Here is a 25,934-nt window from a genome sequence, read left to right as displayed (position 1 = left end):
CCGTTGATGTGTTGGTCAATCGTTATAGTTGCGCATTGCTGAGTTTGATGGTCCGGATACCGAAGCGGGGAATATTAGCTGTAATGGTAGTCGCATGGTGGTCCGTAACGGTGGATTGTGCTGTCCGGGAGGTTTCACCGCTCAACTCAACCCATTCAATCTTATCCGCTTTTCCTCCGAATGTGATTAGCTTGTCGGTTTGATCACTTTGCGCATTGAAGAGCCGGATGTACAGGTCCTCCCCTTTCATTTCCGTGGATACCAATTCGTAAGCATTGTCCTCAACGGAAAAATAGGATTGTTGCAGAACCTCATTGGCCCCGGCGTCAATCAATGTGGTCACCAACGGTTCGTTTGCCAGTTCCCCTTTCGTCCAAATCCGGTCGTTGTACCATTGGCCAGCGTGCGGCATCAGGCTGTACGAAATATCGGTCGGACCGGTAATCGTGTAATCCCGGCCCCATAATCCCTTGCCTGAATATTGCAGGGTAAGTGCCAGCGGATGATCGCTTCCGTGCACATAACTGGTCGTATGATCGGTAAACAAAGCTAGGCTATTATCATGGCTGTTGCTGCCAAGATCTACCCAATTTAACACAATCGTATGTTTAATCTGATCCCACCGGTTGAAATATGTGTTTTCCAACTGGCTTTTGCACACATCGAAAGGCGCATTCTTGTAGATTTGCTGATCGTTGATAGCAGCCGGAAAACAGACCAGCAGTTTATAGCGGTCGTCATAAAATGCCTTCCTCGGGTTTTCGGCACTAAAGGGGATGCCGGTTTCGCCGATGGCTGTATTGCGCTGCCAATCGATAAATATCCCCATGTCTATTTTTTCCTCCTTTTGTTTCAGCCGGATGGTTTGTGTAAACGGATGTTCGCCTATAAAGCCATCGATTGCAACGTGGAGCAATAGCGGCCCATGCTCCACCACCCGTACACGGGCGGGTTGGTCGGCACTGGATATGAATTTTTCCTGTTCGCCGAAATACCCTTTGAGTTCATTGAAGTACCACGGACTGGTTGCGTCGACATACTCTTTGTTGTTTAACTTCTTAGCGATCAGGCTTTCGATCACGCCGCCCTTTTGCGGATCGATAACGAGGCGGTACAGGTCGCTTTCGAGCACGTACTTGCCTTTTTCCTGACGATAAGACAGTACGTCCCCGGCAGTTGTCTTTCCTTGCTGTATGCCGTAGATAGCATAGCCAAAGGAAGGAACATGTGCCTGAAACAACATCCACGTGCTCCCGTCTTCCTCAATGAGTTGGGTGGGGTAAGCCTTGCCTTCCTGATCGACCACTTCCCAGGAAGCACGGGACCAATTGGAAGGCACTTTGACGCGGGCTATTTCGTTCCGGTCCACCGCCAGTGTATTAAATAGTTTAACCGCATTCTGCCCACTTTCTCCATTCAGGGCTTTCAATGACCGGCCAATGACCACCTGGCTGTTCTGACGGGTCACCCCGGTCCATTCCGTTACGTGATCGGCCCAGGTACGCCCGCCCTGAAGGTTGTTATAAGGAACAATCCAGCAATCGTGATGTTGCGAAAGCAGTAATTTGACCCACCCTTCATCGATCAACCGTTTGGGCCACTGCGTGTTTCCGGTCAACGACGCGAACACGGCCATTTTCTCGGCCCGGACAATATCGTTCTCAGCGCCCCGTACCTCCTGCGCGAGGGTATTCATGATTTGACTACCCCATACGAGGCTGGTAGCCATATCCTCCTGCGTAAAATGCCAGTCGTCGTCGGTAGATCCGATGGAATAGTTGGCGATATAATCGCGCCAGGTTTTATAATAGGTGGGGGTATAGAATTTCGAAGTATCCTGCCCCAACCAGGGGCCTTTATTCCATCCGCTACTCCACGCGGCATCCTGAATACACATCCCTACTGGATTTTGGATTCCCGCATCCAGTGATTTCTGAATATATTCTTTGCTGTTATACCAGGCAATGCTCTGCCATGTGGAACCCGGCTGAAGGTCTTCACAGGCATAACGGGGAACGGTCGTTATGGCGGTACCGTCGGGACCTATCCAATTCACCAACTCTCCTCCGTGTGCCTTGGTATAACCGCCCCACATCGTGTTTGGGTTTTTGGTGGAGGCATATTTGAATCCAAACGATTTCAGGATATACGGAAGTGAACTGGTAAAACACGGTTCTTCGGCCGAATAGGTAGTAAATACCGCCGACGGGAAGTGTTTCCGCAACAGTTCCATACCGTATGAGAACTGCCGGATATTACTTTCACCGGAGGTGGCGAAAAGATAACTCTGTGCATACGTGGGGTTTACATATTCGATCCGCCCGGTACTGACAGACTGGTCCTCAAATAGTTGTTTGAATTCTTCATACGCCGCGGGGTCCCGCAGCTTGACGGCATCCCATGTTTCCGGTTCCACTTCTAGGTTGATACGCCAGTCGGGATACTGGTGCAACATGTTAGTGATAAAGTCAGTTTGTCCCACCGGATAGTGCCCATAGACTCCACCGTGATAACCATCTATGAAATAGGCTTTTTGAGCCACCACCGAATACGGAATGCTTATTATGCAGAAAAAGAGCATAAAAAGAGATTGTTTCTTCATCTGTTTCGTTTTACGATTCAATCATCCTTCTCTCATGCTGTCAACGCATGAGAGAAGGGATCAGGAATGAATTATTCAGCAAGTAAAGGGTTCAATTCTTTCTCCCTTAACGGAACGGGGAAGATCAGATCAGACTCCTTAAAAGGATATTCGTGATTGGGTGCTTTATACCCGATCAAATCGACGATACTTTTGCTGGCAGGATCATACGTTTTATGTGTTCTCAGCATATCAAACCAGTTGTGAAATTCAAAACACAGCTCCAGGAACCGTTCTTTCAGCACTTGGTCTGAAGTAACAGAAGATGGGCGGGATGCACCTGGGAAAGCACGGTTATGCACAGCATAATATGCGTCTATTGCAGCAGCATCGCTGGTTGTTCCGCCATCGGCCATGGCTTTGGACTCCGCACACATCAATAATACGTCTGCATAGCGGTAAATAGGGATATTGGCTCCGCTTTTCGAGGTCTTTTCAGCTTCATCATCCCAATATTTATTGAGGTAAGGGGTATTCAGCGAGATAATGGTCGACGGATCGCCGCTTTTGGGCCGCTTTGTGTAGAAGAACGCCTGCTCCGCTTTCCGCTGGTCGTTATCGTCATAGCTGTCATAAAACACCTTCAATGGTGCCATTCCACCACCAAAGCTTGGGTTGACGGAAATGGGAACCTCGGGGTAAGGCATCAGACCGAAATGGAACGGAGATCCTGCATTTTGGGCTTCCCGCTGTATCATGAAAATGTGTTCACCCCGGTTTTCGTTATTGATGTTCCGAAGATCCCGGTAGTTGTCAAAAAGAAGGAACTGTCCGCTTTCTATGATCTCTTTTGACGTTTCATACGCTTTTTGGTAATATTCATTTCCCGCTTGAAGGGGGTATCCCGCCATGGCGAGATAAACTTTGGCCAACAGCGTTTTGACGGCCCCCATCGTTACATAACCGCCATCGTCTGTCCAGGGCAGGCCCGATGCTTCCGCTTTCTGCAAGTCGGAAACAATCTGATTATAGATGTCTGCTTTGGGAGTTTTCGGGATTTGGACACTGGCAAGATCACGGGTAGGCTCGATTTTCAAAGGGATATCTCCAAACAGTTGTACCCCCATAAAATAGTAATACGCCCGTAAAAAATACACCTGCCCCAAATACCGGTTTTTGGTTGCGTCATTGACAATGTCGGTTGCTTCGACGTTTTCGATGACGCTGTTGCAGTTTTCTACCGGAAAATAGACGGCACGCCACATCTCCCGGAGAATGCTGTTATTTTCATCCATTCCCGATAGCAGCAAAAATTGATTTTCCTGACTTCCGGCCGAACGTGGGCGATAACTGTTTCCGACGATGTATTCCAGGTTAAACAGGCGAACGGTGGCAATCTCCAGGTCGGACCCCAATAATCGGGATAGGCCTTCGTATGTTCCCTCTACTGCAGCTTGTATCTGGTTTTCGGACGTATAATATTGCGAAGGACTCAGAAATGTCTTTGGCTTTTCTTCCAAAAACCCGCTACAGGATACCATTGCAATAGACCAGATCAACAAACCGGTTATGCGAAATATCGTATTGTTCATATGCTTATACAATTAAAATTAAACCTTCCTTAAAAACTGACACCCAGGGTAAAGGAGTACGTGCGCGGTTTGGGATAGGTGTAAAAATCTACGCCTTGTTCAAACACGGGGTCGTAACTCGTTACCTCGGGATCGCCGCCGCTGTACTCCGTAAACAGGAGTGCGTTTTCCACGTTCAGGCCCAGCGACAGTGTTTTGATACGCCACTTGTTCAGGATATTATTCTCGAAATCATACCGCAGTCCGACATTTCTTACCCGCAGGAAGGAGCCGGGTTCGGCACTGTGGGAGTCCACATCGTTTTCATAGCCGTCGCCCGGTAAGCGCAGGCTGGCAACCATCGCATTCTGATGATCCGGTGTCCACGCGTTTTCCAGAATTCCGCCGTAGGAATTAGAGAATGTCACCCGGTTTTCCATCAGTTGGCGGGTAAAATTGATGAGTTTATTCCCATACATGGCATGCAGATCAAACAAGAACGTGAATCCTTTGTAGGAAATGCTGTTGGCCAGGTTCATTTCAAATTTCGGGGTACCACTGCCCAGAAAATCCTGGTCATCGCCGTCTTTCTGCCCGTTTCCATTCCTGTCCCAATATTTCAGATCACCGGGCTTTTTATTGTACTTGGCAGCCTCTGCCGCCTCATCGACGCCCCAGGTTCCCAAACGCACATACCCATAAAACTGGTTCAGCGGACGTCCTTCTACAATACGACCGCCCCATTTACCGATGATGTTGCCATCGATATCGATGACCATCGACCGGTTCATCGAATAATTAACCGAGGTGGTCCACACGAAATCCGGCGTTTGGATATTGCGCGTAGTCAAGCCCAGCTCCAGTCCGCGGTTGCGTATTTTTCCCAGGTTGGTCATGGACGATTCATATCCGGTGGTTGAAGGCAGTTGCAACCGGTAAAGCAGGTCTGACGTAATTTTATTATAAAAATCGGCCACAAATTCAATACGTCCTTTGAACACGGAGAGGTCCAATCCCGCATTGAATTGGTTGGAGCGCTCCCACTTCAGATCCGGGTTGCTCATCTCCTGCAGGGTTACGACGGTATGAAGATCCTTGTTGAACGGCAACAGGGAATTTCCATATCGGGCCATGGTCGAATAATTGCCAATACCTGCATTCCCCACAATCCCATAGCTCATACGGAGTTTCAGGTTTTCAACGGTGGGTTTAACAGACGAGAAAAATTCTTCGTTTGAAAGCACCCATGCCGCAGAAAAGGAGGGAAAAAATCCGTATTTGTTATTTGCCCCGAATCGCGAAGACCCATCGTACCGGAAGGAAGCTCCAAGTATATACCGATTGTCGTAATGGTAGTTGGCCCGGGCATAGTACGAGTTCATCTTGCTATCGTCATACCCCGATCCGGCAAGGGAACGCACCGTTCCTACCCCCAGGTTGTAATATTTAAAGAAATCGTCGAAGAAATTTTCAGTGCCGACGTTGGAAAACGTACTTTGGTCGTAGTACCAGCTAACCCCACCGACCACGTTCAGGTTATGATTCCCCCATTTGTCATCGTAAGTCAGGTAGTCTTCGTTGGTCCAGGAATTATAAACCGTATGTCCCCGTTCTGCACGGCCATTTTGGGTACTTCCATATCCCCACAGGGTACTCGGGGCATAAAACGAAGTCATGTCTGCTCCCTCCTGCTTGCTGAAACTGGTCGTTAATTTCAATTTCGGCGAGATCTTGAACGTACCGATGAGGTTAGTTAAATTATATTGCTTTTTCTCATACGATTCGCGCTCATCCAATATTTTTACCGGATTCTCGGCGTCCTCGGCACCCGGATAGTCGCCTTTCCGGGAATAGGTACCATCGGGATACCGTACCGGCAGGAAGGGCAGGTATTCCAGCATATACCGGGAAATACTGTTTTCCGAATTGCGGCCGTTGTTGCTTCCTAAATTGACAACCGCCTGCAGGTGAAACCACTCCTTCACATCCCAGTTCAGATTTACAAAACCATTCAGCTGTTTCTCGTAGGTGTTGCGCATAATCCCCTGGTTGTCCCGGTATGAAACGTTGGCCGCCACGGTGAGTTTTTCGGTTCCTCCCGAAAACGTCAACGAATGCTGATGGGGCATGGCTGTATGGGTGGTGACCTTTTGCCAATCTGTATTATATTTGGGCGTTCCATCGGGATTGAAAAGATCATCTTTCCGCGCAAAATGGTTGTTCGGATCCAGATGTGGCGCAATCCGTCCGGGGGCGTATTCATAAGCCCGTTTGAAAACCTCCAAACTTTCATAAGCGTCCAGCACATTCACTTCACGGGCCAGCGTGGCCGCCGATACAGCGGTATTATAGGAGATCGTAGCACCACCATCCTTCCCGCCTTCTTTCGTGGTGATGACCACCACACCGTTGGCACCTCTCGATCCATAGATGGCCGATGAGGTGGCGTCTTTCAACACGTCGATGGATTTGATGACGTTGGGATCCACCACATCCGGGTTTACCCCTACAACGCCATCCACCACATACAACGGTTCGTTATCAGAGTTTAAGGAGCCGGTACCCCGAATCTTGATAGCCGGACTTCCTCCCGGTGCCCCGGAATTCAGGCTGATACTCACCCCGGGAATCTTTCCTGCCATCCCCTGCAGCACGTTGGAGGTCGTAGGTCGCTCCGTCAGCTTCGAAGCGTCGATGGTACTCACTGCCGTCGATAGATTCTGCTTCAACATGGTTCCGTATCCCACCACCACCACTTCTTCCAGGTCGCTGCTTTGCGCCTGAAGCACCACATTCGCTTCACTTTTCCCGGTAATGGTTACTTCCTGGTCGGCAAACCCGATGTAGGAAAACACCAACGTATGATCTGATTCACGGATGTCTATCGAATAGACACCCTCTTCGGAGGTACTGGTTCCCCGCCCGGTACCCTTCACGACGACATTGACGCCCATCAACGGCGTTCCCGTTTCATCCGTTACCCGACCCTGGAGGGTACGTTGCTGCATAAGAGGGGATTCATGAGCTTGCAAGTGCAGCATCACGACAAACAGCGACAATAGTATGAGTTGCATTCTCATAACGATCCTTTTTGCAGTCATTGGACAGACACAAGGCAGCCATCCAATAACTTGATGACGAAAATTCATATATTTGAATCAATTAAGGGGTTAATGTTAAATGATATATATCCGATATATAGTTTTGTTTAAATTAACAATACCTTGATGGCATACCGGGTTCCACTGCAACTGGAATCCGGTTTTTCGTGGAAAGGCACTGTCTCTAGGTTTAATGTCGTACCATAATCCTCCTTTCTTTGCGTTCAAATCGTACACTTTCCGTTCGTAAAATCTTGCACAGAGCGTTCGCTCTCTGTGATTTGCTTATCAGTTCCTTTTCATCTCTGGCATTCCGCGTATCCATAGTGATCGCAAATTAGTGTCGGCTGCCTTCACTTCCTTCTTCCCAACTGTCGGTCCGGAAAGGCATAGCCGGAAATCCTTCTTTATTTTCCAGGTTAGTGACGGGGTAATTAAAAAAGGCGTAACGAACGGAAGCAATGTGCGTAACCTTATTCGTTTCTACAACAATGCGGTCTCCATCTATGAAAGCTTCCGCGGGATAAAAAATCCGGTCATTCCCCGCTACGTAGAAAAATCGAGGAGGGCGGCCGTCATTGGTCTGAAGGCCAGTCCCCAGGGTCCCGGGCGTAAAGTAGACATAAGCCTTTTTCCCTTCAAATCTGACGTCATCTACGAGCGGCCCCTGATATACCACATCCAATTGGTCATATTCCCGATTAAGGGCTATGGCTGCCAGCCGTTCACCGACGGGCTTTTTGTTTTTCGGGTGTAAATCCTTTGCTTCCCCAACATCCATGGTACTGACCATATAGGTATTATTGAGGTTGGCTACCTGAACCTGCGCTTCTCTGAAATAGGCGTCAAATGCCAAAGCCGGGTCCTCCCGATCGTGGAAAAACGGAGCAATCTGCACGTAATAGAACGGCAGCTGGCCCTGCGAAAAGTTTCTTCTCCAGCTTTTGATCAGGGTTTGGGTTGCCCGCACATACGATTCCCTTTCCAGGTGATTGGCTTCCCCCTGGTACCAGATAAATCCCCGGATGGACAAATTAATGAGCGGATGAACCATGGCATTGTATAAAAGATAAGGCCGCATGACCTTTTCAAAAGTGAAACCGCCGTCTATCTGCTCTTTCGATTTCGGATCGGCCAGATAAGGTTGCAAATAAGCCTTATTAAGCATCGTATCATTCGCCAGATCCCCTTTCGGAATGTAGGCCTGGACACTGGATGCCCCAATTCCTGTAAAAACCAAACCAATGGGAATATTCAGTCTGTCGAATAGTTTTTTGCCAAAGGAATACCCCACTGCACTGAAATCACGGACTGACGTGGGGGAACATACCTGCCAGGTTCCCTTCATATTTTCCAAAGGGGTATCACTGAAATTCAGGGCTACATTCAACAACCGGATAGGAGGCTGATCAGCCCCGGAAATGACCTGCTCAGAACCGGTCATTTCCCGGACGGAAAACTGCATATTGGACTGGCCGCTGCAAACCCATACGTCACCGATCAACAAATTGTCCAATTCGATCTGTTCATCGCCGGCAACGATGCGGATACGGTGCGGGGTAAAGTCGCCCTCTGCTGCCTTTGGCACCGGAATGATGCCTATGAAATTGCCATTCGTATCCGCATAAACTTCCGCCGAAGCGGGGAGCCAGTCTGCATGGATTGCAATTTTCTGTCCTGGTTCCGCCTTTCCCCAAACCTTGAATGGCTTATTCTGCTGAATAACCATATTGCTTTGCAAGGCATCCGATAACCGCAAGCTGTCAATCCATGCAGCAAAACCTTTGGTTGGAAATAGAAAGACGAAACAAATCAAAATTCTTAACATGCTCATTTCAGTTATCTGTTTAAAAACCAACTTTCGCCCATTTACAATGGACTCAGTGAAAACGGCCGGGATGCTGTGTCGGTCCCCCGGTCAAAATTGGGTGCATCGCTCATCTCAAACTCCATCTCCCCGCCGTTGATGATGTCTGAATAGGTAATGTAATTTTTGTCATATACCTTCCCGTTCAAACGGGCCGATTGGATATACACATGCTGCGGACCGTTGTTGACCGCCCGGATGGTGAAACGCTTTCCATTTTCCAGGGTGATCGTAGCTTTCTCAAAAACCGGGCTGCCGATCACGTATTGGTCCGTTCCCGGGCAAACACTGTAGATTCCCAGGGCACTCAGCACATACCAGGATGACATCTGCCCCTGGTCCTCGTCTCCCGGATAGCCCTTTTCGGTGGCATTGTATAATCGCGACATCACCTCGCGCACCCGCTTTTGCGATTTCCAGGGCTGCCCGCTAAAATTGTATAGATAGGGAACGTGCTGTGTAGGCTGGTTTCCATGCGCATATTGCCCCATTCCTGCCAGCAGCATCTCCCGCATTTCGTGGATCTCTTTCCCGTAGGTACCGTATTCGATCCGCTGATCCATCGTGAAAAAAGAATCCAGTTTTGCATTAAATCGTTCTTCTCCCCCAATGAGATGAATGAGCCCGTTTACGTCGTGCAATACCGACCAGGTATATTGCCAAGCATTTGCCTCGGTGAAAGGGCCTCCCCATTCAACGGGGTCAAAGTTGGGGAGCCATTCGCCATCCGCCCGCCTTCCCCGCACAAAATTGACTTCCGAATCGAAGACGTTTTTGTAATTATACATCTGCCGGGCAAACACGTTTTTGTAGAAATCGTTGCCCACCGCCTTTGCCAGCTGATAGCCGCAAAAATCGTCGTATGCGTATTCCAGTGTCTTGGCCGTGCTTTCATGGATGTCACCATACGGGATATATCCTTTGATAAAGTAGTCTTCCCACCCCTCTCTTCCGTTGGAGCCGCCCCAAAAACCTTTGTTAGTCACTTCGTGCTCATACGCCTGTAATGCACTGTCGGGGTCGAACGTGCGGATTCCCTTGGCCCATGCATCAGCCAGCAGCGAGATCGCATGGTTGCCGATCATGACGCCCGACATTCCCGGATTGGACCAGGTGGGGAAAAAACCGGCCTGCTTCTGGGCATCCAGCAACGATTGCATGTACCTGCCCTGCATTTCCGGGTGCAGGATGTTGCTAAGGGGAAACTGGGCCCGGAAGGTATCCCAAAAGCCGTTGTCCGTGTATAGGTAGCCTGAATAAATTTTGCCGTCATAAGGGCTGTAATAACGGGGGTTTCCGTCTGCATCCAGTTCGTAGAATTTCCGCGAAAAAAGATTGGCGCGGAACAGGCAGGAATAGAAGGTAGCCTTTTCTTCCTCCGTGCCACCTTCCACCACGATGCGGTTCAGCAGGGTATTCCAGACGTCGAAAGCCCTGTTTTTTGTCGTTTCAAATTTTTTGGCATCGCCCAATTCCTGTTTGAGGGTCAGCTCGGCCTGATCGGGGTCGATGTATGAGGAGGCCACCTTTACCTCAACGGTTGCACCGGGTGCAAATTCCAGGTAAGCCCCCACTCCTTTCCCCTCATCCAGTCGATTCCCCTCCTTTACCTGGTCCTTCGTGTTTTCCCATGTACCGAAGCTTTTGAAATCCCGGTCAAAAACGAGGATGAAATAGTTCCGGAAATTTTCCGGCACAAAACGTCCGTTATTGACAAAGCCGATGATTTTGCGTTCCTCTGGAATGATTTTCACCTCACTGTCCTTGATAAACCCGTCCAGCACCAGATAAGCCTTTTGCTTTCCCGGAAAGCTGAATCGCATATGTGCTCCCCGTTCAACGGGACTGATTTCCGCCTGTATGCCGTTATCAAATTTGACCGCATAATAGTGCGGCTTTGCCACCTCATGGTCGTGGCTGAAAGCCAATGCCCGTGCATCCTCGTTGACCACCAGGTTTCCGATACCCGGCATAAGCGAAAAAACCGCGTAGTCGTTCATCCATGGACTGCACTGGTGAACCTGCTGAAATCCCCGGATGGTAGTGGCTTTATATTGATATTTCCACCCGTCTCCGTTTTTGCCGGTTTGGGCGGAAAAGAAATGGACACCAAAGGGCAACCCTACCGTAGGATAGGTATTTCCGTAAGACAATGCCCACTCCGAATCGGTTCCCTGCAAGGTGTTGACATACTTCACCAAATCCCGTTCCTGTGCGAACGAATAGGCGGTAACCAACAGAACGGTGGCCAACCCCGCCAGAAATTTTCCGGTCATTCGATATCCCGTTTTAATTTTCAAACCCATTTTGTTTTAGCTACCTGCGGTTCTTCCCCAATCCGTATTGGGTTGAGGCCCCATAAACAATTCAAGCGTACCTCCTGAAACCATATCCTGAAAGTCTATATAGCACTTGTTGTAAGGTTGCCCATTCAGCAATGCCTTTTGTATGTACGTGTTTTCGGACGAGTTGTCATGAGCCTTTATTTTAAAAGACTTCCCGCTGAAATAGTGCGGATCCAGCGCAAACTCCACTTCGTCAAAAAGCGGACTGGTTATTTCGTAACGCGTATTTCCCGGACAGGATGGGTGTATCCCGGAAGCTGCCAGCACATACCAGGCCGACATCTGTCCCACATCTTCGTTTCCTACAATGCCTTCCACGGAATTTTTATAGGCTTTTTCGCAAATGTGGCGGGTCCATTTCTGGGTCATCCAGGGGGCATCCAACTGGTTAAAAAGAAACGGGACAAGGTGCACCGGTTCATTGGCATGGTTGTAATAATCGTTCCACAGCATATGTTCCGGCGTTTTTTCGAAAAAATTGGTGAGGTCTTCCAGCACCTTGCTGCGTCCCCCCATCAATTCGATCATGCCAGGAATATCGTGCGGAACAAACCAGCCTTGCTGGTAGGGGTTGGATTCGATGCTTCCATACCATTCTTTCGTCCGTGCACTATCCGGCCATTCTTCCCAGGAACCATCGTCCTTCTTTGGGCGGAACCATCCCTTTTCGGAGTCAAAAATATTCCGGTATGCCTGCCCTTTTTCCAGGAAAAGCTGTGCCTCCTCCTTTTTACCCAATCCGTTGGCCAGTTGCGAAATACACCAATCGGTATACGCGTATTCCAGGGTATTGGAAATGCTGAAAGGAGGGCCGGTATAACCCAGCTTATCGTTGCCGAACAGTTTTGAAGTATTGAGGGCATATTGGAAGGCCTTTTCTGCATCATAATCCCGGATACCTTTGACATAGGCGTCTGCCAGCACCGATAGTGCGGGATTGCCGATCATGCATCCCGAATACGCATTCATCAGCTCCCAACGCTCAAAATATCCCCGTCCCGATTCTTCGGCAAGCGAAATCAGCGAATTCAACTGATCGCTGACCAATCGGGGGTTGATGAGGGTCTGTAGGGGAAATTGGCTGCGGAATACATCCCACCCACTAAAGATAGTCCGCCTCGTATAGGTTCCGCGTTCGTGTATTTTTTTATCACCTCCCACATACCGACCGTCTACATCGGTATAGGTCCGGGGGTCGATCATCGTATGATAAAGGGCCGTATAGAAAATCGTCCGCTGGTCATCCGTCCCGCCCTTTACTTGGATACCCGATAACGATTCGTTCCACCGTTTTTTAGCTTCTGCCCGTACCTGATCAAAATCTTTCCCTTCTATTTCCTTTCTGAAATTAGTTTCCGCACCCTCCATATCAACGAACGAGATGCCCACCTGCAACGTAACTTCTTCGTTTTCGTGCGTTTCGAACTCGGAGAAGAAGCCAAGGTGCTTTCCCTCCAATTCAGACTGTCCGCTGATGATCTCCGCTTTTTCCACACGCCGGAGGTACCCTTCGCTCACCACATCATCCCGTTTACGGGACCATCCATCCGGAATATCCGCACTCCAGAAACCGTAATCATCCAGTGGTTTGCTGAAATGCGCATAAAAATAGACCGTATAGTCGGCCTTCCCTTCGCCATCTCCCCATCCCCCGCCTTCGGGTGTGCATTTCATCCATCCTTGTATCGTTTGGTCATCGACTTTACGGATATACTGCCTTACGGATGTACCTCCCACGCGCCGTGCCAAGTCGATCTGTATCCGGGATTCCTGATGTTCCGGAAATGTAAACCGGATCATCCCGCTGTGCGGAGCTGCGGTGGTTTCAACGTTGATCCGATAATCCGTTAGTTCCACGGCATAATAACCCGGTTCGGCAACCTCCGAATCTTTGTCGTAATACGAACGGTATCCCTGAATACTCCCGTCCTCTTTGCCGGCAATCGTTTTCAGCTTTCCTGTTGTGGGCATCACCAGAAAATTACCCAGATCGCCAAACCATCCCACCCCACTCATCTGCGTAAACGCAAAGCCCTCAATGGTTTTATGCTCGTAGCTGTATCCGGGACTGTTGTCTCCCCCTGTTATCGTATTGGGACTGACCTGCACCATTCCGTAGGGCGTAGTTGCTCCCGGAAAGGTTTTTCCCAGCCCGTGGTATACGCCGGCTGCCCCGGTACTGGTGCTGGCACCGATAAACGGGTTCACATAATCCGATACCGAAACGTTTTCCACCTGCTTACTTTCTGTACAAGCACCCAATAGAAAAAATACAACCCCCAGGCAATAGCCCATCTTCTTAATTACCATGAATGATTTAACTTACCTTACTTTTGTTTACTGAACTGCCACAAGCGTGATTTTCCGCGTCCTGGGTACACCGGCCTCCCGGATGGCGGCGACCAATTGATCTAGCTGATCCTGCCAGGCCTGCCGGACTTCGGGCAACATTGCCCTTGCATACAGGTCTCTTTTAGCCTTTAACCAGCCGTCGGTTGCAATATGCGCATCCATTACCTCGATGGCTTGTCGGTTATTGGCATCCAGCAGTCCCCTCGGCTGGAAGAAGTTATACTGTACCCAGGCGTAATCCCTGAACCTGCGCTCAATTTCCCACCGCTCTTCATTTAAATACATAACTCCCAATGCCTGTTGGTATTGCGGGGTATTACTCAATGCAGCGAGGTTGATACCCTTGGCAAAATCTTCCGCAGACCACACCCCGATTTCTTCGCCGTCTATGACCAACTGATGGCGTCCGTTCAATCCCGTCACAACCAACTGTTCCTGATTCATTTCTTCTAGGAACGGGACTGCACGCAGCGCGTCAAATTGACTTTTTTTGTTTCCCCATCCCCTTGGCACCGTATCCAACGGATAGGGTAATGAATTTGCCTTGTAATCAACCGAAATGCCGGTTGGTGTTTTTTTGAGGCGGGACAGGTGGCAGTTAACAGCCGAGGCTACTTTTCCGCTAGCGGCGTCAATGGCTATTTCGGCCACCTTGTTTCCTGCAAACCCCTGTGCTTTCAGAAACAGGTATGCCATCACCATGTGTCCGTCGTTGTCGGGGTGAATACGGTCGTTTCCACAGAGTGTAAATGCCGGATCCTCCTGTTGAATCCGTTCATTGATGCGTGTCATCGGCTGGTTAAGGTCAAGAAATTCCCAATGGTTCGATTGGGCCGATGCCTTTTGAAAATCCACGATGCGGAGCATCGCCTTATTTTTCCCCTTGAAGGGCGTATTACCTTCGATCACCGCTCCTTCATCATAAGGCGAACTCCCCATCAGCACGATGCGGGTGCCGGTAAGCTGTTGATACCGTCTTTCCATTGCTTTGTATGCCTCATAGGACTCCTTTACCTTTTCATCCGCAAACTTATCAGGTTCCGAACCGTTGTATTCAAAATAACCCGAATCATTCATGCCGAATGTCGTTACAAGTACCGTTGGGTGTTTACTGAAAACATCCCCGTCTAGGCGCTTCACCATTTCCACGACCCGGTCTCCACCGATGCCTGCATTTTGTACCGATAAATTCATACCCGGAAACCGTGTCATGTAGTAGAGCCATATATACGAATGATAATGCCCACCATCGGTGATGCTGTTACCTAAAAAGACAACCCGGTCGTTGTTTTTGAATGGTTTTATCTCCTGGGCCCGGGCAATCGGTCCCGATCGAAAAAAAAACGGAATCAGCAGGTACAGCCAGGCGATCAGGAAAAGACGGATTTTCATAGCAATGCTTATCATTTAAAGTTTATAATCTAACAGGTTACGCGTTAGCTGGAATCCGGATTCACCTGTTTTCCCAGTACTGGCAAATTTATATACCAATACCCCCGCCTGTATGCACAAGTAGGGATATTGGTAAGTGATTTTCAATTTTAAAAAATATAAAAAACTTTAAATAAGCCAGTTAACATCAGTAGACAGAAGACAATTGGTAAACGCGTGAGAACTTATCGGACGGGAAATGTACCGATTTTTTTTACTTTTTCTTCAAAATGATCGGCATCGACGACAGCCTTTCCTTTCACTTTGCTCTTATAGTTATAAATCGTCTGGATGGAATACCTCAGAAAAGTAGCAATTTGATTGACATCCGTTATCCCCAACCGGATCAACGCGAATATGCGAAGTTCTGTATTCAGGTGATCTTTCTTAAGTTCGTATCGCTCATCCTCCCGGAGCAATGCATTAAATTCTTCTACGAAATCCGGATATACTTCCAGAAATGTACGATCGAAATCCGTATACAGTTCCTGTGCATCTTTTTCAAGCGTAGCTGTAGATGTAGATACACTCAGCTTTTGCAGTTCGTCCAGCTGTCCGGCTTTAATTTTTCGGTTAACAGTTTTCCGGAACTCGTCCAACTTGTCGAGGTATACAGCACATTGGTTGATGTAATATCCGATGTACCGTTCCCGTATCAGGTTAGCTTCATCCAGCCGTTGGTTAGCGGATATTAATTGTGCGTTAATTGTATTCAGATTCCGCCGGGCTCGTGATACGGTCTTTATTTGTTTGTAAAGGAAGTATAACGTAACGACTAGGATAATCAGGAAAACACTGATTGCCAACGCGTATGATCTCAAATTTCTCCGCTGCTGTTCGATCTTTGCCAGGTACATGGCTTCAATTTTGGGCTGTGTGCGTGCGATCACCGCATTCCTGAAACGTGAATTGTAAAAATTTGCATCGTCAAGGGCGGCCTGTATATAATTGTAAGCCCGGTCTACTTCTCCCCGCTCATATAAATAGATAGCCAATGTCAGTAACGATTCGTTTTCTTTCACCGCTAGCCTCACATCGGTTATGGCAGCAAGCAGCAGGTATTTTTCCTGCAGCGATTGATTTCCCAATTCCTTGTAAATCATAGATAGTCCCATGGCAGCCATCGCATACCCGTGGGAATCGACCGGCTCTTTTTTGATGAGTTCAGCCTGGATTTCAGCAGAAGCTTCAAAAGCACCTTCTGCCTTCAGCTTGAAAGACTTTTCCTTTAGATAGATATCTCTATCTTCGGTATCCTTACTAAGTAGGTTCATCAGGGTATCCCTGCATCTTGCAATCTCCCGTACATGCACGGCTTCGTACGTTGGATGATCGGTATATTTGATCAGATTTTCGTTATAACGGATATAACTCCAACAGTACCATACCTTCAGGTGCTGGGGTAGCGTATCGTATTGGATGGAATCGAAAACTTCGGAAGCCTGGGTAAACAGGCCCGATATTGATAGTACGAAAGCTAGTTTTAATCTGCTCTCATCCATAAACCCTTTGTTGTTCAGGGTATTTGCCAATTGGATATTCCGATTTATGTAACTTAACGCGGAATCACATATGAATGACTGATATTCGGTTATCAATGTGTTATTCAATTGAAAGCGCTTTTCCGGGGAATGTTCATACTGAAGCAAACGCTTTATCTCGTCAATTTTCCGTTCTTTTTCCGCGATATAAACCGCGCGTTTCGCAATGGTTTTATCCAAAACCTGCAACAGCGAATCTATTTCAGTACCCCGGCTTTTCGGAAAGGAAAATGTACTGAAACCCAATACAGCCGTGATGATGAATAAAAGTCTTTTCATTTGCAATACGAATTGGCCGGGTAAGTCGTCGTAATCTGCAAAGCTAAGGAAATATAAGTTAAAAAAAGATCGTGGGCGGATACGAAGGGGATGGATAACGTTGGATATGCATCGCAGCTGCAACGCTTCGCGCCGCTAGGCTGCTCATGCATATCCAACGTTATTGGGGTACTAACATCTACTGGTGTTTTCGTCTGCTGCAGAGCAAGCCTCGGCCCCAGCTTGCGATCAGCAGATGTCAAAACACCTATGGAGCATAAGCTACAATCTTTATAGCATCATCGCCTTAAAAATGGGCTGTGCATATTCCCCCCAATCTTTCAGACTGGCTTCCAACTCGGCCCGCAATTCGCGGTAGTTAACAGCCTTCCCTTTCTTGGGAGCCTCCAGCTCTTTGGCCGTTACGGGACGATCGTCCACTTTGGTGGCAAAATACGTCGTATTCTCATAAGGAAGTGCCACACCGAGGATCATACCCGGCAGTCCGGTAAACGATTCAGGCCCACCCGATACGGGAATCTGGTCGGTATAAAACGCTACCACGTAAATGGAATCGAGTACGAGCGCATTTGCTCTTCGGCATTCGTAGCCGGCGATTTCGCGGGTTTCATTGGTGATACGCCATTGGATGCGGCGGGTACTGTCTGTAATCAGGTACGTCTGTTCGTACACACTTTTCTGACCGATGCTTTGGCCCGCAAGCAAATCAGTGACGATGGTATTTCCCATGTCTATGGAAGGATCATCGCCAAAAAAGCCTCCGGATGGAGTTGTCTGGTCATTCAACGGCCAAAAGCGGGTTCGGCTGCCATCAAAGGCCAGGTTATAGTTGAAGGACTTAAACTGCGGCTGAGTCCGCTTATATTGTTCAAGCGCCTGCTCCATAAAGGAACTCCTACTCTTCCCGTACCTGCTTTGGATTTTGGCATACATATTTACCCGTTTCTCAAACGTGACCACACCGCTCTCTATAAAACGCGCGTATTGTGCTTGCATCGATTGCGTAGCGAGCATGATACTCAACAAACACGCCAACGGAAGGAAAATCTTTACGCTCATGACTGCTAATTTTGTACCGATACGCCGCCCATCTTGCTGAAATCCCAGGTAAGGGAAAACATCACATAGCGGGTAATCGTGGTGTAACTATTTTGAGTAAACATATTATTATTGGCGTACCGGCTGAAGCCCTTATTCTGATTAAAAAGATCATTCACGCCAACGGAAAAACGGAGTGTTTCGTCTTTCAGAAACTTCTTGCTAACAGAGGCATCTACAATAAATTGCTCGAAAGCGTAGTCAAACGATTCGGTAGGCGCCGTATAGGTGTACCTCCCTTCAGAGTTGATCTCGAATTTCAACGGCAAGAAAATGTTAAAGGAATAATGTCCACTCATTCCCCAGCCACTGTTATCACCCCGCTGTTGCACCGAGGCCTTGCTATAGGTATAGGAGGGACCGAAATTGAGGTAGAAATTATATTTTTTCTGAACATACCGCCGGATGTTGACATCGCCCGAATAGGTTGAATTCTGCGTCCGGTTCAGTTCGCCGTTCGCCAGATTGTAATACGTGTTACCATTTGCATTCAATCCACCCCCGACATCCAGGTTCAGCTTCTTGATTTTTTTACTGAAACCAGAATAAAAATAATAGTTTATGGGCGATTTGTCGTTCAAATTGGCATATTGAAGCGTGGTTCTGCCGACAGAGTCTGTTGTCACGTTACTGACAATGGGATTGTTGGTATTGGAGAAACTGCCGGAGAAATAGAGATATTGATCTCCGATCACCTTAAATGAATTATAGTTTACATTCACCCGATTGGTAAACGAAGGCTTGAGATCCGGGTTACCCAAAACAATGTTCAACGGATCGTCGTTTACCCGCACCGGCTGTATCTGGTTAATGGTAGGTTGGGTATTGTTACCGTTGTAAGAAAAACGAAATGATTTCTGCTGCGAAAAACGGTATTGATAGGTCAGCTGCGGATTGTGATTGGTAAAATTCCGCTCAAACCGGTTGTCCGAATACCGATCGATTTGATCAAACTGTACACGGCTCACCCGTGTACCTACGTTGAGTGTGGATTTCCCCTTCTTAAAATTCAAGATCGCACCCAATTGATTGGAAAGCTGATTTAACTTAAAATCATTACTGTATACAGAATCCAAATCTGTGTAATTCCCCACACCCACCTGATTGAACGATTGTCGCAATGAGGTCCCATTATTTGCCGAGAGCCGGTAGTTCACGACCATCGAAAGCGTCTTGGTAAAGGGTTCTGAGTAGGTGATGTTGGAGTTAAAAACGGAACTTTTGCTATCGTTTATTTTCAGCTGGTCCACCAGCGAAACACTGTCTATGGCTCCGTCTGCGTAAAAAGAGTTTTCGGCGTATAGAAATCCGTTGGCTTTGCTCTGGTTAATCGTTTCATTGACTTCCCAAGATACCGTACGCCCCTGCTTACGCAGTTTCTTCGTCCACAAAGCAGTCAAGTAAGCATCCACTCCCTCCGTATCGTTAGTTGTGCGCCGCATCGATTCATTGAGCATCCCGCCGTCTTCGTCTGTGCCTTCCGATGCATTAGATTCCTTCGTCCTACCATTCTTCAACGTTCCGTCTACGGTTACTTTCAGTGTGGATGTCGAATCAAATTGCGTTTCGAAGATCGCTCCACCGCGCTGCCGGAATATACGCCGGTCAAATGCTTGATCGGATATCGTATTGATTGCTCCGCCGGGCAACTCGTTTCGGTTGATGGTATTGCTGGTGCCTTCCACGCTCAACTCTCCTATTTTGTAATTTCCATTGATGGACTGCTTACCTTCGTTCCATTTGTTACTGTAGTAGGCGCCGCCATTAAGTGCCGACGGAATACCCCGGCCATCGTAACGACCACCCCACGATTCGATGTCATCCTGGCCTCCTCCCATGGAAATCATGATACCTCCACCATCCATCATGGTCACCGAGCCTGACGGCGAATAGCGGTCTGCATCCTGCCAGCTTAACCCGGTGCGACCGGTATTACCGACGGTGCCGAATACTGAAAATCGCTGTTTGTTATTGAAGCGGTTGTACATCGCCTGCCCCTGATACATATCGTTCGTACCGGCACCGGCATCCACCTTACCGAAATACCCCTTCTTTTGATCTTCCTTCAGTTTGATATTAAGTGTTTTGGAACGTTCTCCGTCGTCCACACCCGTAAACTCTGCCTGATCGCTCTTTTTATCATACAGTTGTACTTTATCCACCATATCACCCCGGAGATTGCGCGTGACCAACGTGGGATCATCCCCGAAAAATTCCTCGCCATCTACCAACACCTTATTTACTGTTTGTCCCTGAGCGGTGATTTTTCCGTCTTGGTCGACCTGGATACCGGGCAATTGCTTAAGCAGATCTTCCACCTTTGAGTTGGGCTCTATATTGAAACTCGCAGCGTCATACTCTGTCGTATCTCCCCGGATCGTGATCGCCTGTCTCCGGTTTACCAGCACTTCTTCCAGCAACTTGGACCGTAATACGAGGCCCAGATTACCGAAATCCAACACGGTAGCTGTACTGTCCAACGTAACATGCTGCACATAATCTGCATATTCCGGAAAGGTGGCAAACAATGTATATTCACCCGTGTCTAATCCACTCATTTGGAACTTGCCGGATTCATCGGTGCGTGTAAACCGGTATAACATGGAATCTTTTGCATGAACCAGCACAATGGAAACTTTGGCAAGTTTGATACTGGAAGCGGTGTCAACCACGGAACCTTTTATGATGTGCCCATTCTCTTGGGCGGAAACGGAAAGCCAGCATGAAAAAAACAGAGCCAGCGCAACGAGCATTCTCTTCATTATCGGATTTTAAGCTATAATTAATCAGTGGTGACGCTCCGGCAAATACTTCCCATCCTTCCACGCTAACTGTCATTGCTCGCAGCACAACTATGCACAAATATAAAACTAATTATTTAGTTTAAAAATAAAATATTGATACTTAACATTTTTTAACATCTACTTTACCTTAATTTCAACTTAAATATGAATATTTCGTAAAATTACGAAAATATAGTAAACTGCCAAATTGCACATCGGATTTTTTGAGATGCCGTACCTATGACGCCGTTGTCTGACGTTTGTTGCATCATCCATCAACTTTACTAGCTTCACCGGACACCGCTAAGTTTCACCTGACACTTCCGTTTTCAAAGGCAGGTGAAACTTAGCTAACTTGCCTATTACTGGCAAATTAGCTAAGTTTGCAGCAAAGCCTTTAGCGCATATGAAGACAATCAACGAATATATGGAAGCAAACCGACAACGCTTCCTGGATGAATTATTTGAATTGCTCCGTTTCCCTTCGGTAAGTGCCGATCCAGCATACAGCGAGGACGTACATCGCACTGCCGAATACGTAGCCCAGAAATTAAAAGACGCTGGTGCAGAAAACGTGGAGATATGCCCGACGGCGGGACACCCCATTGTATACGGTGAGAAAATCATTGGTCCGGATAAGCCGACCGTATTGGTTTATGGGCATTACGACGTGCAACCCCCTGATCCGATGGAACTTTGGGAAACTCCTCCTTTTGAACCTACGGTACGTGACGGGAAAATATTCGCGCGGGGTGCGTGTGACGACAAGGGACAGTTTTACATGCATGTCAAGGCATTCGAATTGATGCAAGCGACCGGCACGCTGAGCTGCAATGTCAAATTTATGATTGAGGGCGAGGAAGAAGTGGGCTCTGACAATCTCGGCGTATTTGTGAAAGCCAACAAAGAGCGGCTGGCGGCAGACGTCGTCCTCATTTCGGATACCGCAATGATCAGTTTGGACACTCCCTCCCTCGAAACAGGTTTGCGTGGCTTATCGTACGTAGAAGTGGAAGTCACCGGACCAAATCGCGACCTGCATTCGGGTGTATACGGAGGTGCCGTAGCCAATCCGGTTACTATCCTTGCTCAACTCATCGCCTCACTTCATGACGAAAACAACCGCATTGCGATACCGAACTTTTACGACGATGTGGTCGAACTCAGCAGCACGGAGCGCGAGCTGCTGAACAAAGCTCCTTTTGACGAAGCCGCATACAAGGCAGATCTGGGTATTAAAGCCCTTTGGGGTGAAAAAGGGTACACGACCATTGAGCGGACGGGTATCCGCCCCACGTTGGAGCTAAATGGAATCTGGGGTGGATACATCGGTAAAGGTGCGAAGACCGTATTGCCATCAAAAGCAAATGCCAAAATTTCCATGCGGCTGGTACCCAATCAGGATCCGGATAAAATCACCGTTCTTTTCACCAAGCATTTCGAAAGCATTGCTCCCGCGTACGTCACGGTAAAGGTCACACCTCACCACGGCGGGCAGCCGGCGGTCACGCCGACAGACAGCATAGCCTACCGGGCAGCTGAAAAAGCCATCGAAGAGGCGTTTGGTAAAAAGCCGATCCCAACGCGCGGCGGAGGAAGTATCCCCATCGTCTCGCTTTTCGAAAATGAACTAGGACTAAAAACCGTACTCATGGGCTTTGGCCTGGATAGCGACAACCTACATTCTCCCAACGAAAAGTATGACATCGCCAATTATTTCAAAGGGATTGAGACCATCCCCTTGTTCCATAAATATTTTGCAGAATTGAGTTAAGCAAAAAGCTTGAAGCAGATGATCCAATTGTTGAGAAAAACACACAGATGCCTATACCTGGCATCTGTTTTATTTTTCTTTATACTTTTTTATCCACTTTTAGTCATGCTGGCAAAAAATCCCGAACGTCACTTTCACCTTATCGCACGCTGCCGGCGGATCATTGGATTTCTGAGCTCTACCTTTGTCGGAGTTTTTTACAGGTTTCGGTATGAAACACCGATTGATTGGTCAAAACCGTATATCATCTGTGCCAATCATACGTCCAACCTCGACATCACCGCCCTGGTTTTGCTCTGCCCTTCCGACTTTTCATTCATGGGAAAAATTGAACTACTGAACAATCCGGTGACGGGAATGTTCTTTAAAACCATCGATATTCCATTGAACCGACAAAGCCGGATTTCAGCTTTCAAGGCTTTCAAACGAGCCGATGACAATCTTAGAAAAGGGCGGAGTATGGTTATTTTCCCCGAGGGGCATATCGGAGAAGAGTTTCCTCCCCATTTATATGACTTCAAAAACGGTCCGTTCAAGCTAGCCATTGAAACGCAGGTGCCCATTATCCCAATCGTCATACACAACGCCTGGAAGATTTTCTGGGATGAAGCGAAAACGTTCGGCAGCAGGCCGGGTATTATCCATGTACAGGTATTGGAACCGATTGTGACATCGGGTCTCGGGCTGGAACATGCAGATCGGTTGCGCGATGACGTGCACCAACTCATAAAAAAACATTGGACTAAGGCCGGGGGTTTGTAACTTTACCCCGCTCGATGCATCTAAAAAGAAAAGAGTGTTATGTCGCAACCCCTCATTCAAATCACGGATATCGGACGCAAATATGTCATAGGGGCGGAAACCATCCATGCCCTGAAATCGGTGAGCCTCCAGATCAACAAAGGTGAATTTGTTGCGTTGATGGGCCCTTCGGGTTCGGGCAAGTCCACATTGATGAACATACTCGGCTGCCTGGACACCCCTACCCGGGGTGAGTACATCTTAAATGGCATCAATGTAAGTGAAATGAGCGACGATGAGCTTGCAGAGGTGCGCAACAAAGAGATCGGCTTCGTATTCCAAACCTTTAATCTGCTGCCACGCTCTACATCGCTGGACAATGTGGCCCTGCCGTTGATTTATGCGGGATACAGCAAGAAAAGCCGGGAAGAGATGGCCCAAAAAGCATTGGAGAGCGTCGGTTTGGGCAATCGTGTGGATCATAAACCGAATGAACTTTCCGGCGGGCAACGCCAACGTGTAGCAGTAGCTCGTGCACTCATCAACAATCCATCCATCATTTTGGCCGATGAGCCAACCGGCAATTTGGATACCAAAACCTCCATCGAAATCATGGGACTGCTGGAGGAAATCCATTCCCGCGGCAACACAATTATCCTGGTTACGCACGAAGAAGACATCGCCCAGCACGCCCACCGGATCGTACGTATGCGGGATGGTCTGATTGAAGATGATTATCCCAATAAAGACGTTAAAAATGTATCTCCGCGTTTAGCGGCTCTGCGTGAAAAAGGCACTGATTTCGAAAACATATAGGGTGGAAAAAAGCCATTTTTTTGTAAAAATCACTATTTTGTAGCCAATAAAATATTATCAATCAACAACTTAAACTTAACACAAAAAATATTGACAAAAAATTTAAAAATCATAATAGAAATATTATATTTTTGCGCAAAATTGAACTTAAATTGATAGGTTATGTATTGGACATTAGAGTTAGCCTCACATTTGGAAGATGCACCTTGGCCGGCGACGAAAGACGAGCTTATCGACTATGCAATCCGTTCAGGCGCTCCTGTGGAAGTGATTGAAAACTTACAAGCATTGGAAGACGACGGTGAGCCTTATGAAAATATAGAGGAGATTTGGCCCGATTATCCCACCAAGGACGACTTCTTTTTCAACGAAGATGAATACTGAAGCTTAGCCGCCCCGCACACAAAAGTCCGGGGCGGTGTTATTTTGGTATCAGCCTTTCCCCGTATACCCCAATACCCAAGTTATGGACAACCCTATGCGCCACTGCGCACATGAACGTATCGTTGCGCTTTTAAACAGCATACAGCCAATCAGTGCAGGGTTGTCCGAAAGTATCAGGCAGCACAGCAAGGTCGTTACTACCGGAAAAAAAGTACAGCTCCTGCACATTGGTGAAACCTGCAGATCGATTTACTTTATCCTCCAGGGCGGTGTACGCACGTATTATATCGACAAGGAAGGAAATGACATCACTTCTTGGTTGCTCTTTGAAGGCGAATTGGCCATATCGGTATACAGTTTTTTCAGCCAACGCCCCAGCTTTGAGGCCATTGAAACAATAGAACGATGTACGCTGCTTGCGCTCACCCATGAAAAACTCTCACTGCTATATCGTCAACATCCGGAATTCAATTTCATCGCGCGCCACCTCACCGAGCAATATTACATCCGCAGCGAGGCGAAGGCCAATGCCTTGCGCATGTTGAGTGCCAAAGAACGTTACCTGGATTTACTCCAAAACCGTCCGCAATTGCTGACCCGTGTACCCCTTGGCTACATTGCATCTTACCTAGGCTTCAATCAATCCACCTTAAGCAGAATCCGGTCAAGTATTTGATTTTTTGACTTTTGTCAAAGGCTTCCTAGATAAAGCCGTATAGCTTTGGGTCTATAATTGGCTTAACAAGAAAGCGTAAAGGTTTACCAATAAATCGGGCAGCAAAAATGGATACAAAAATGGAAAACTTACTGATTTTCTTAAAGAAACAGACCACTGTGTTTCAGTTTTTCATACTGATCTTATTTCCGTTTCTAATTGTTAGCGGCGACAAACTGAGCCTTCCTTTATCGTTCGTCCTGTACATTTATCTTTTTCAAGTCATAGGCGATTTTCAAAATCCACCGCAGCATTTTTCCTGGGAATATTTGTTAGTTGAGGCGGCCAGTATCATCGCCATATTGGGCTTTTTCTTTCTCTTCATCTACCTGTTTATCAAGCCAAGAACGAAGGTAGGTGATCGCTTTGCCATCGGATCCGTCCTCGCACTTTATCCACCGTTCGTATGGACAGTTGTAAGCGCCATTCAACATCCGAAAACCACGGCTTCTGTGCTCGATGCAATTTTCTTTTTGCTATCCATCATTACGCTGTATGGGTTGGTATCACGCGTGAAAGACTACGCTTGATTACCCAGGCGTTATCCGATACACC

Annotated in this window: 16 protein-coding genes; 6 read left to right on the top strand and 10 right to left on the bottom strand. The window is 47.8% G+C overall.

Translation table 11 applies throughout. The annotated features are described in order from the left end of the window. Positions 1–22: 22 nt before the first annotated feature. The 10 genes from IEX60_RS05170 to IEX60_RS05125 form a co-directional block, all read right to left on the bottom strand. On the bottom strand, positions 23–2,602 hold the full coding sequence (locus IEX60_RS05170; RefSeq protein WP_188748146.1) for a glycoside hydrolase family 38 N-terminal domain-containing protein: 2,580 nt from the start codon (positions 2,600–2,602) through the stop codon (positions 23–25). Positions 2,603–2,673: 71 nt separating this feature from the next. After that, positions 2,674–4,173 carry a RagB/SusD family nutrient uptake outer membrane protein gene (locus IEX60_RS05165; RefSeq protein WP_188748144.1) on the bottom strand — a complete coding sequence of 500 codons (1,500 nt, stop codon included), beginning with the start codon at positions 4,171–4,173 and terminating at the stop codon, positions 2,674–2,676. Positions 4,174–4,202: 29 nt separating this feature from the next. Beyond that, complete coding sequence (locus IEX60_RS05160; protein WP_229717428.1) at positions 4,203–7,232, bottom strand: SusC/RagA family TonB-linked outer membrane protein; 3,030 nt, start codon at positions 7,230–7,232, stop codon at positions 4,203–4,205. A 358-nt stretch (positions 7,233–7,590) separates the two neighbouring features. Further along, complete coding sequence (locus IEX60_RS05155; RefSeq protein ID WP_229717427.1) at positions 7,591–9,081, bottom strand: sialate O-acetylesterase; 1,491 nt, start codon at positions 9,079–9,081, stop codon at positions 7,591–7,593. Positions 9,082–9,122: 41 nt separating this feature from the next. Further along, entirely contained in the window at positions 9,123–11,396 is a 2,274-nt protein-coding gene (locus tag IEX60_RS05150; protein ID WP_188748138.1) for a GH92 family glycosyl hydrolase, read from the bottom strand. A 36-nt stretch (positions 11,397–11,432) separates the two neighbouring features. After that, complete coding sequence (locus IEX60_RS05145) at positions 11,433–13,775, bottom strand: GH92 family glycosyl hydrolase (protein ID WP_229717426.1); 2,343 nt, start codon at positions 13,773–13,775, stop codon at positions 11,433–11,435. Between the two features lie 27 nt (positions 13,776–13,802). Then, positions 13,803–15,209, bottom strand: a complete 1,407-nt coding sequence (locus tag IEX60_RS05140; protein ID WP_188748136.1) for an SGNH/GDSL hydrolase family protein — start codon at positions 15,207–15,209, stop codon at positions 13,803–13,805. A 224-nt stretch (positions 15,210–15,433) separates the two neighbouring features. Further along, positions 15,434–17,068, bottom strand: a complete 1,635-nt coding sequence (gene susR / locus IEX60_RS05135; RefSeq protein WP_188748133.1) for a SusR family glycan utilization regulator — start codon at positions 17,066–17,068, stop codon at positions 15,434–15,436. Positions 17,069–17,338: 270 nt separating this feature from the next. Then, positions 17,339–18,127: a GLPGLI family protein gene (locus tag IEX60_RS05130; RefSeq protein WP_188748131.1), complete on the bottom strand. Its 789-nt coding sequence runs from the start codon at positions 18,125–18,127 to the stop codon at positions 17,339–17,341. A 5-nt stretch (positions 18,128–18,132) separates the two neighbouring features. After that, positions 18,133–20,928: an outer membrane beta-barrel family protein gene (locus tag IEX60_RS05125; RefSeq protein WP_188748129.1), complete on the bottom strand. Its 2,796-nt coding sequence runs from the start codon at positions 20,926–20,928 to the stop codon at positions 18,133–18,135. Between the two features lie 427 nt (positions 20,929–21,355). On the opposite strand from IEX60_RS05125, the gene IEX60_RS05120 reads away from it, so the two are divergent. The 6 genes from IEX60_RS05120 to IEX60_RS05095 all read left to right on the top strand — a co-directional run bounded on the left by IEX60_RS05120 (position 21,356) and on the right by IEX60_RS05095 (position 25,909). Next, on the top strand, positions 21,356–22,723 hold the full coding sequence (locus tag IEX60_RS05120; protein ID WP_188748127.1) for a dipeptidase: 1,368 nt from the start codon (positions 21,356–21,358) through the stop codon (positions 22,721–22,723). Between the two features lie 105 nt (positions 22,724–22,828). Then, positions 22,829–23,485, top strand: a complete 657-nt coding sequence (locus IEX60_RS05115) for a lysophospholipid acyltransferase family protein (RefSeq protein WP_229717425.1) — start codon at positions 22,829–22,831, stop codon at positions 23,483–23,485. Positions 23,486–23,524: 39 nt separating this feature from the next. Next, positions 23,525–24,280, top strand: a complete 756-nt coding sequence (locus IEX60_RS05110) for an ABC transporter ATP-binding protein (RefSeq protein WP_188748124.1) — start codon at positions 23,525–23,527, stop codon at positions 24,278–24,280. Positions 24,281–24,442: 162 nt separating this feature from the next. Beyond that, on the top strand, positions 24,443–24,664 hold the full coding sequence (locus IEX60_RS05105; RefSeq protein ID WP_002996718.1) for a DUF2795 domain-containing protein: 222 nt from the start codon (positions 24,443–24,445) through the stop codon (positions 24,662–24,664). 82 nt (positions 24,665–24,746) lie between these two features. Continuing rightward, positions 24,747–25,340 (top strand): Crp/Fnr family transcriptional regulator, encoded by a 594-nt coding sequence (locus tag IEX60_RS05100; protein WP_188748122.1) that lies wholly within the window; start codon positions 24,747–24,749, stop codon positions 25,338–25,340. Between the two features lie 119 nt (positions 25,341–25,459). Continuing rightward, positions 25,460–25,909: a hypothetical protein gene (locus IEX60_RS05095; protein ID WP_188748120.1), complete on the top strand. Its 450-nt coding sequence runs from the start codon at positions 25,460–25,462 to the stop codon at positions 25,907–25,909. Positions 25,910–25,934 lie beyond the last annotated feature (25 nt).

It is taken from the genome of Parapedobacter defluvii (genome assembly GCF_014642075.1).
Classification (GTDB): Bacteria; Bacteroidota; Bacteroidia; order Sphingobacteriales; family Sphingobacteriaceae; genus Parapedobacter; species Parapedobacter defluvii.
Note: the sequence above shows the minus strand (reverse complement) of the source record. Positions and strands in the feature narration are given on the sequence as shown.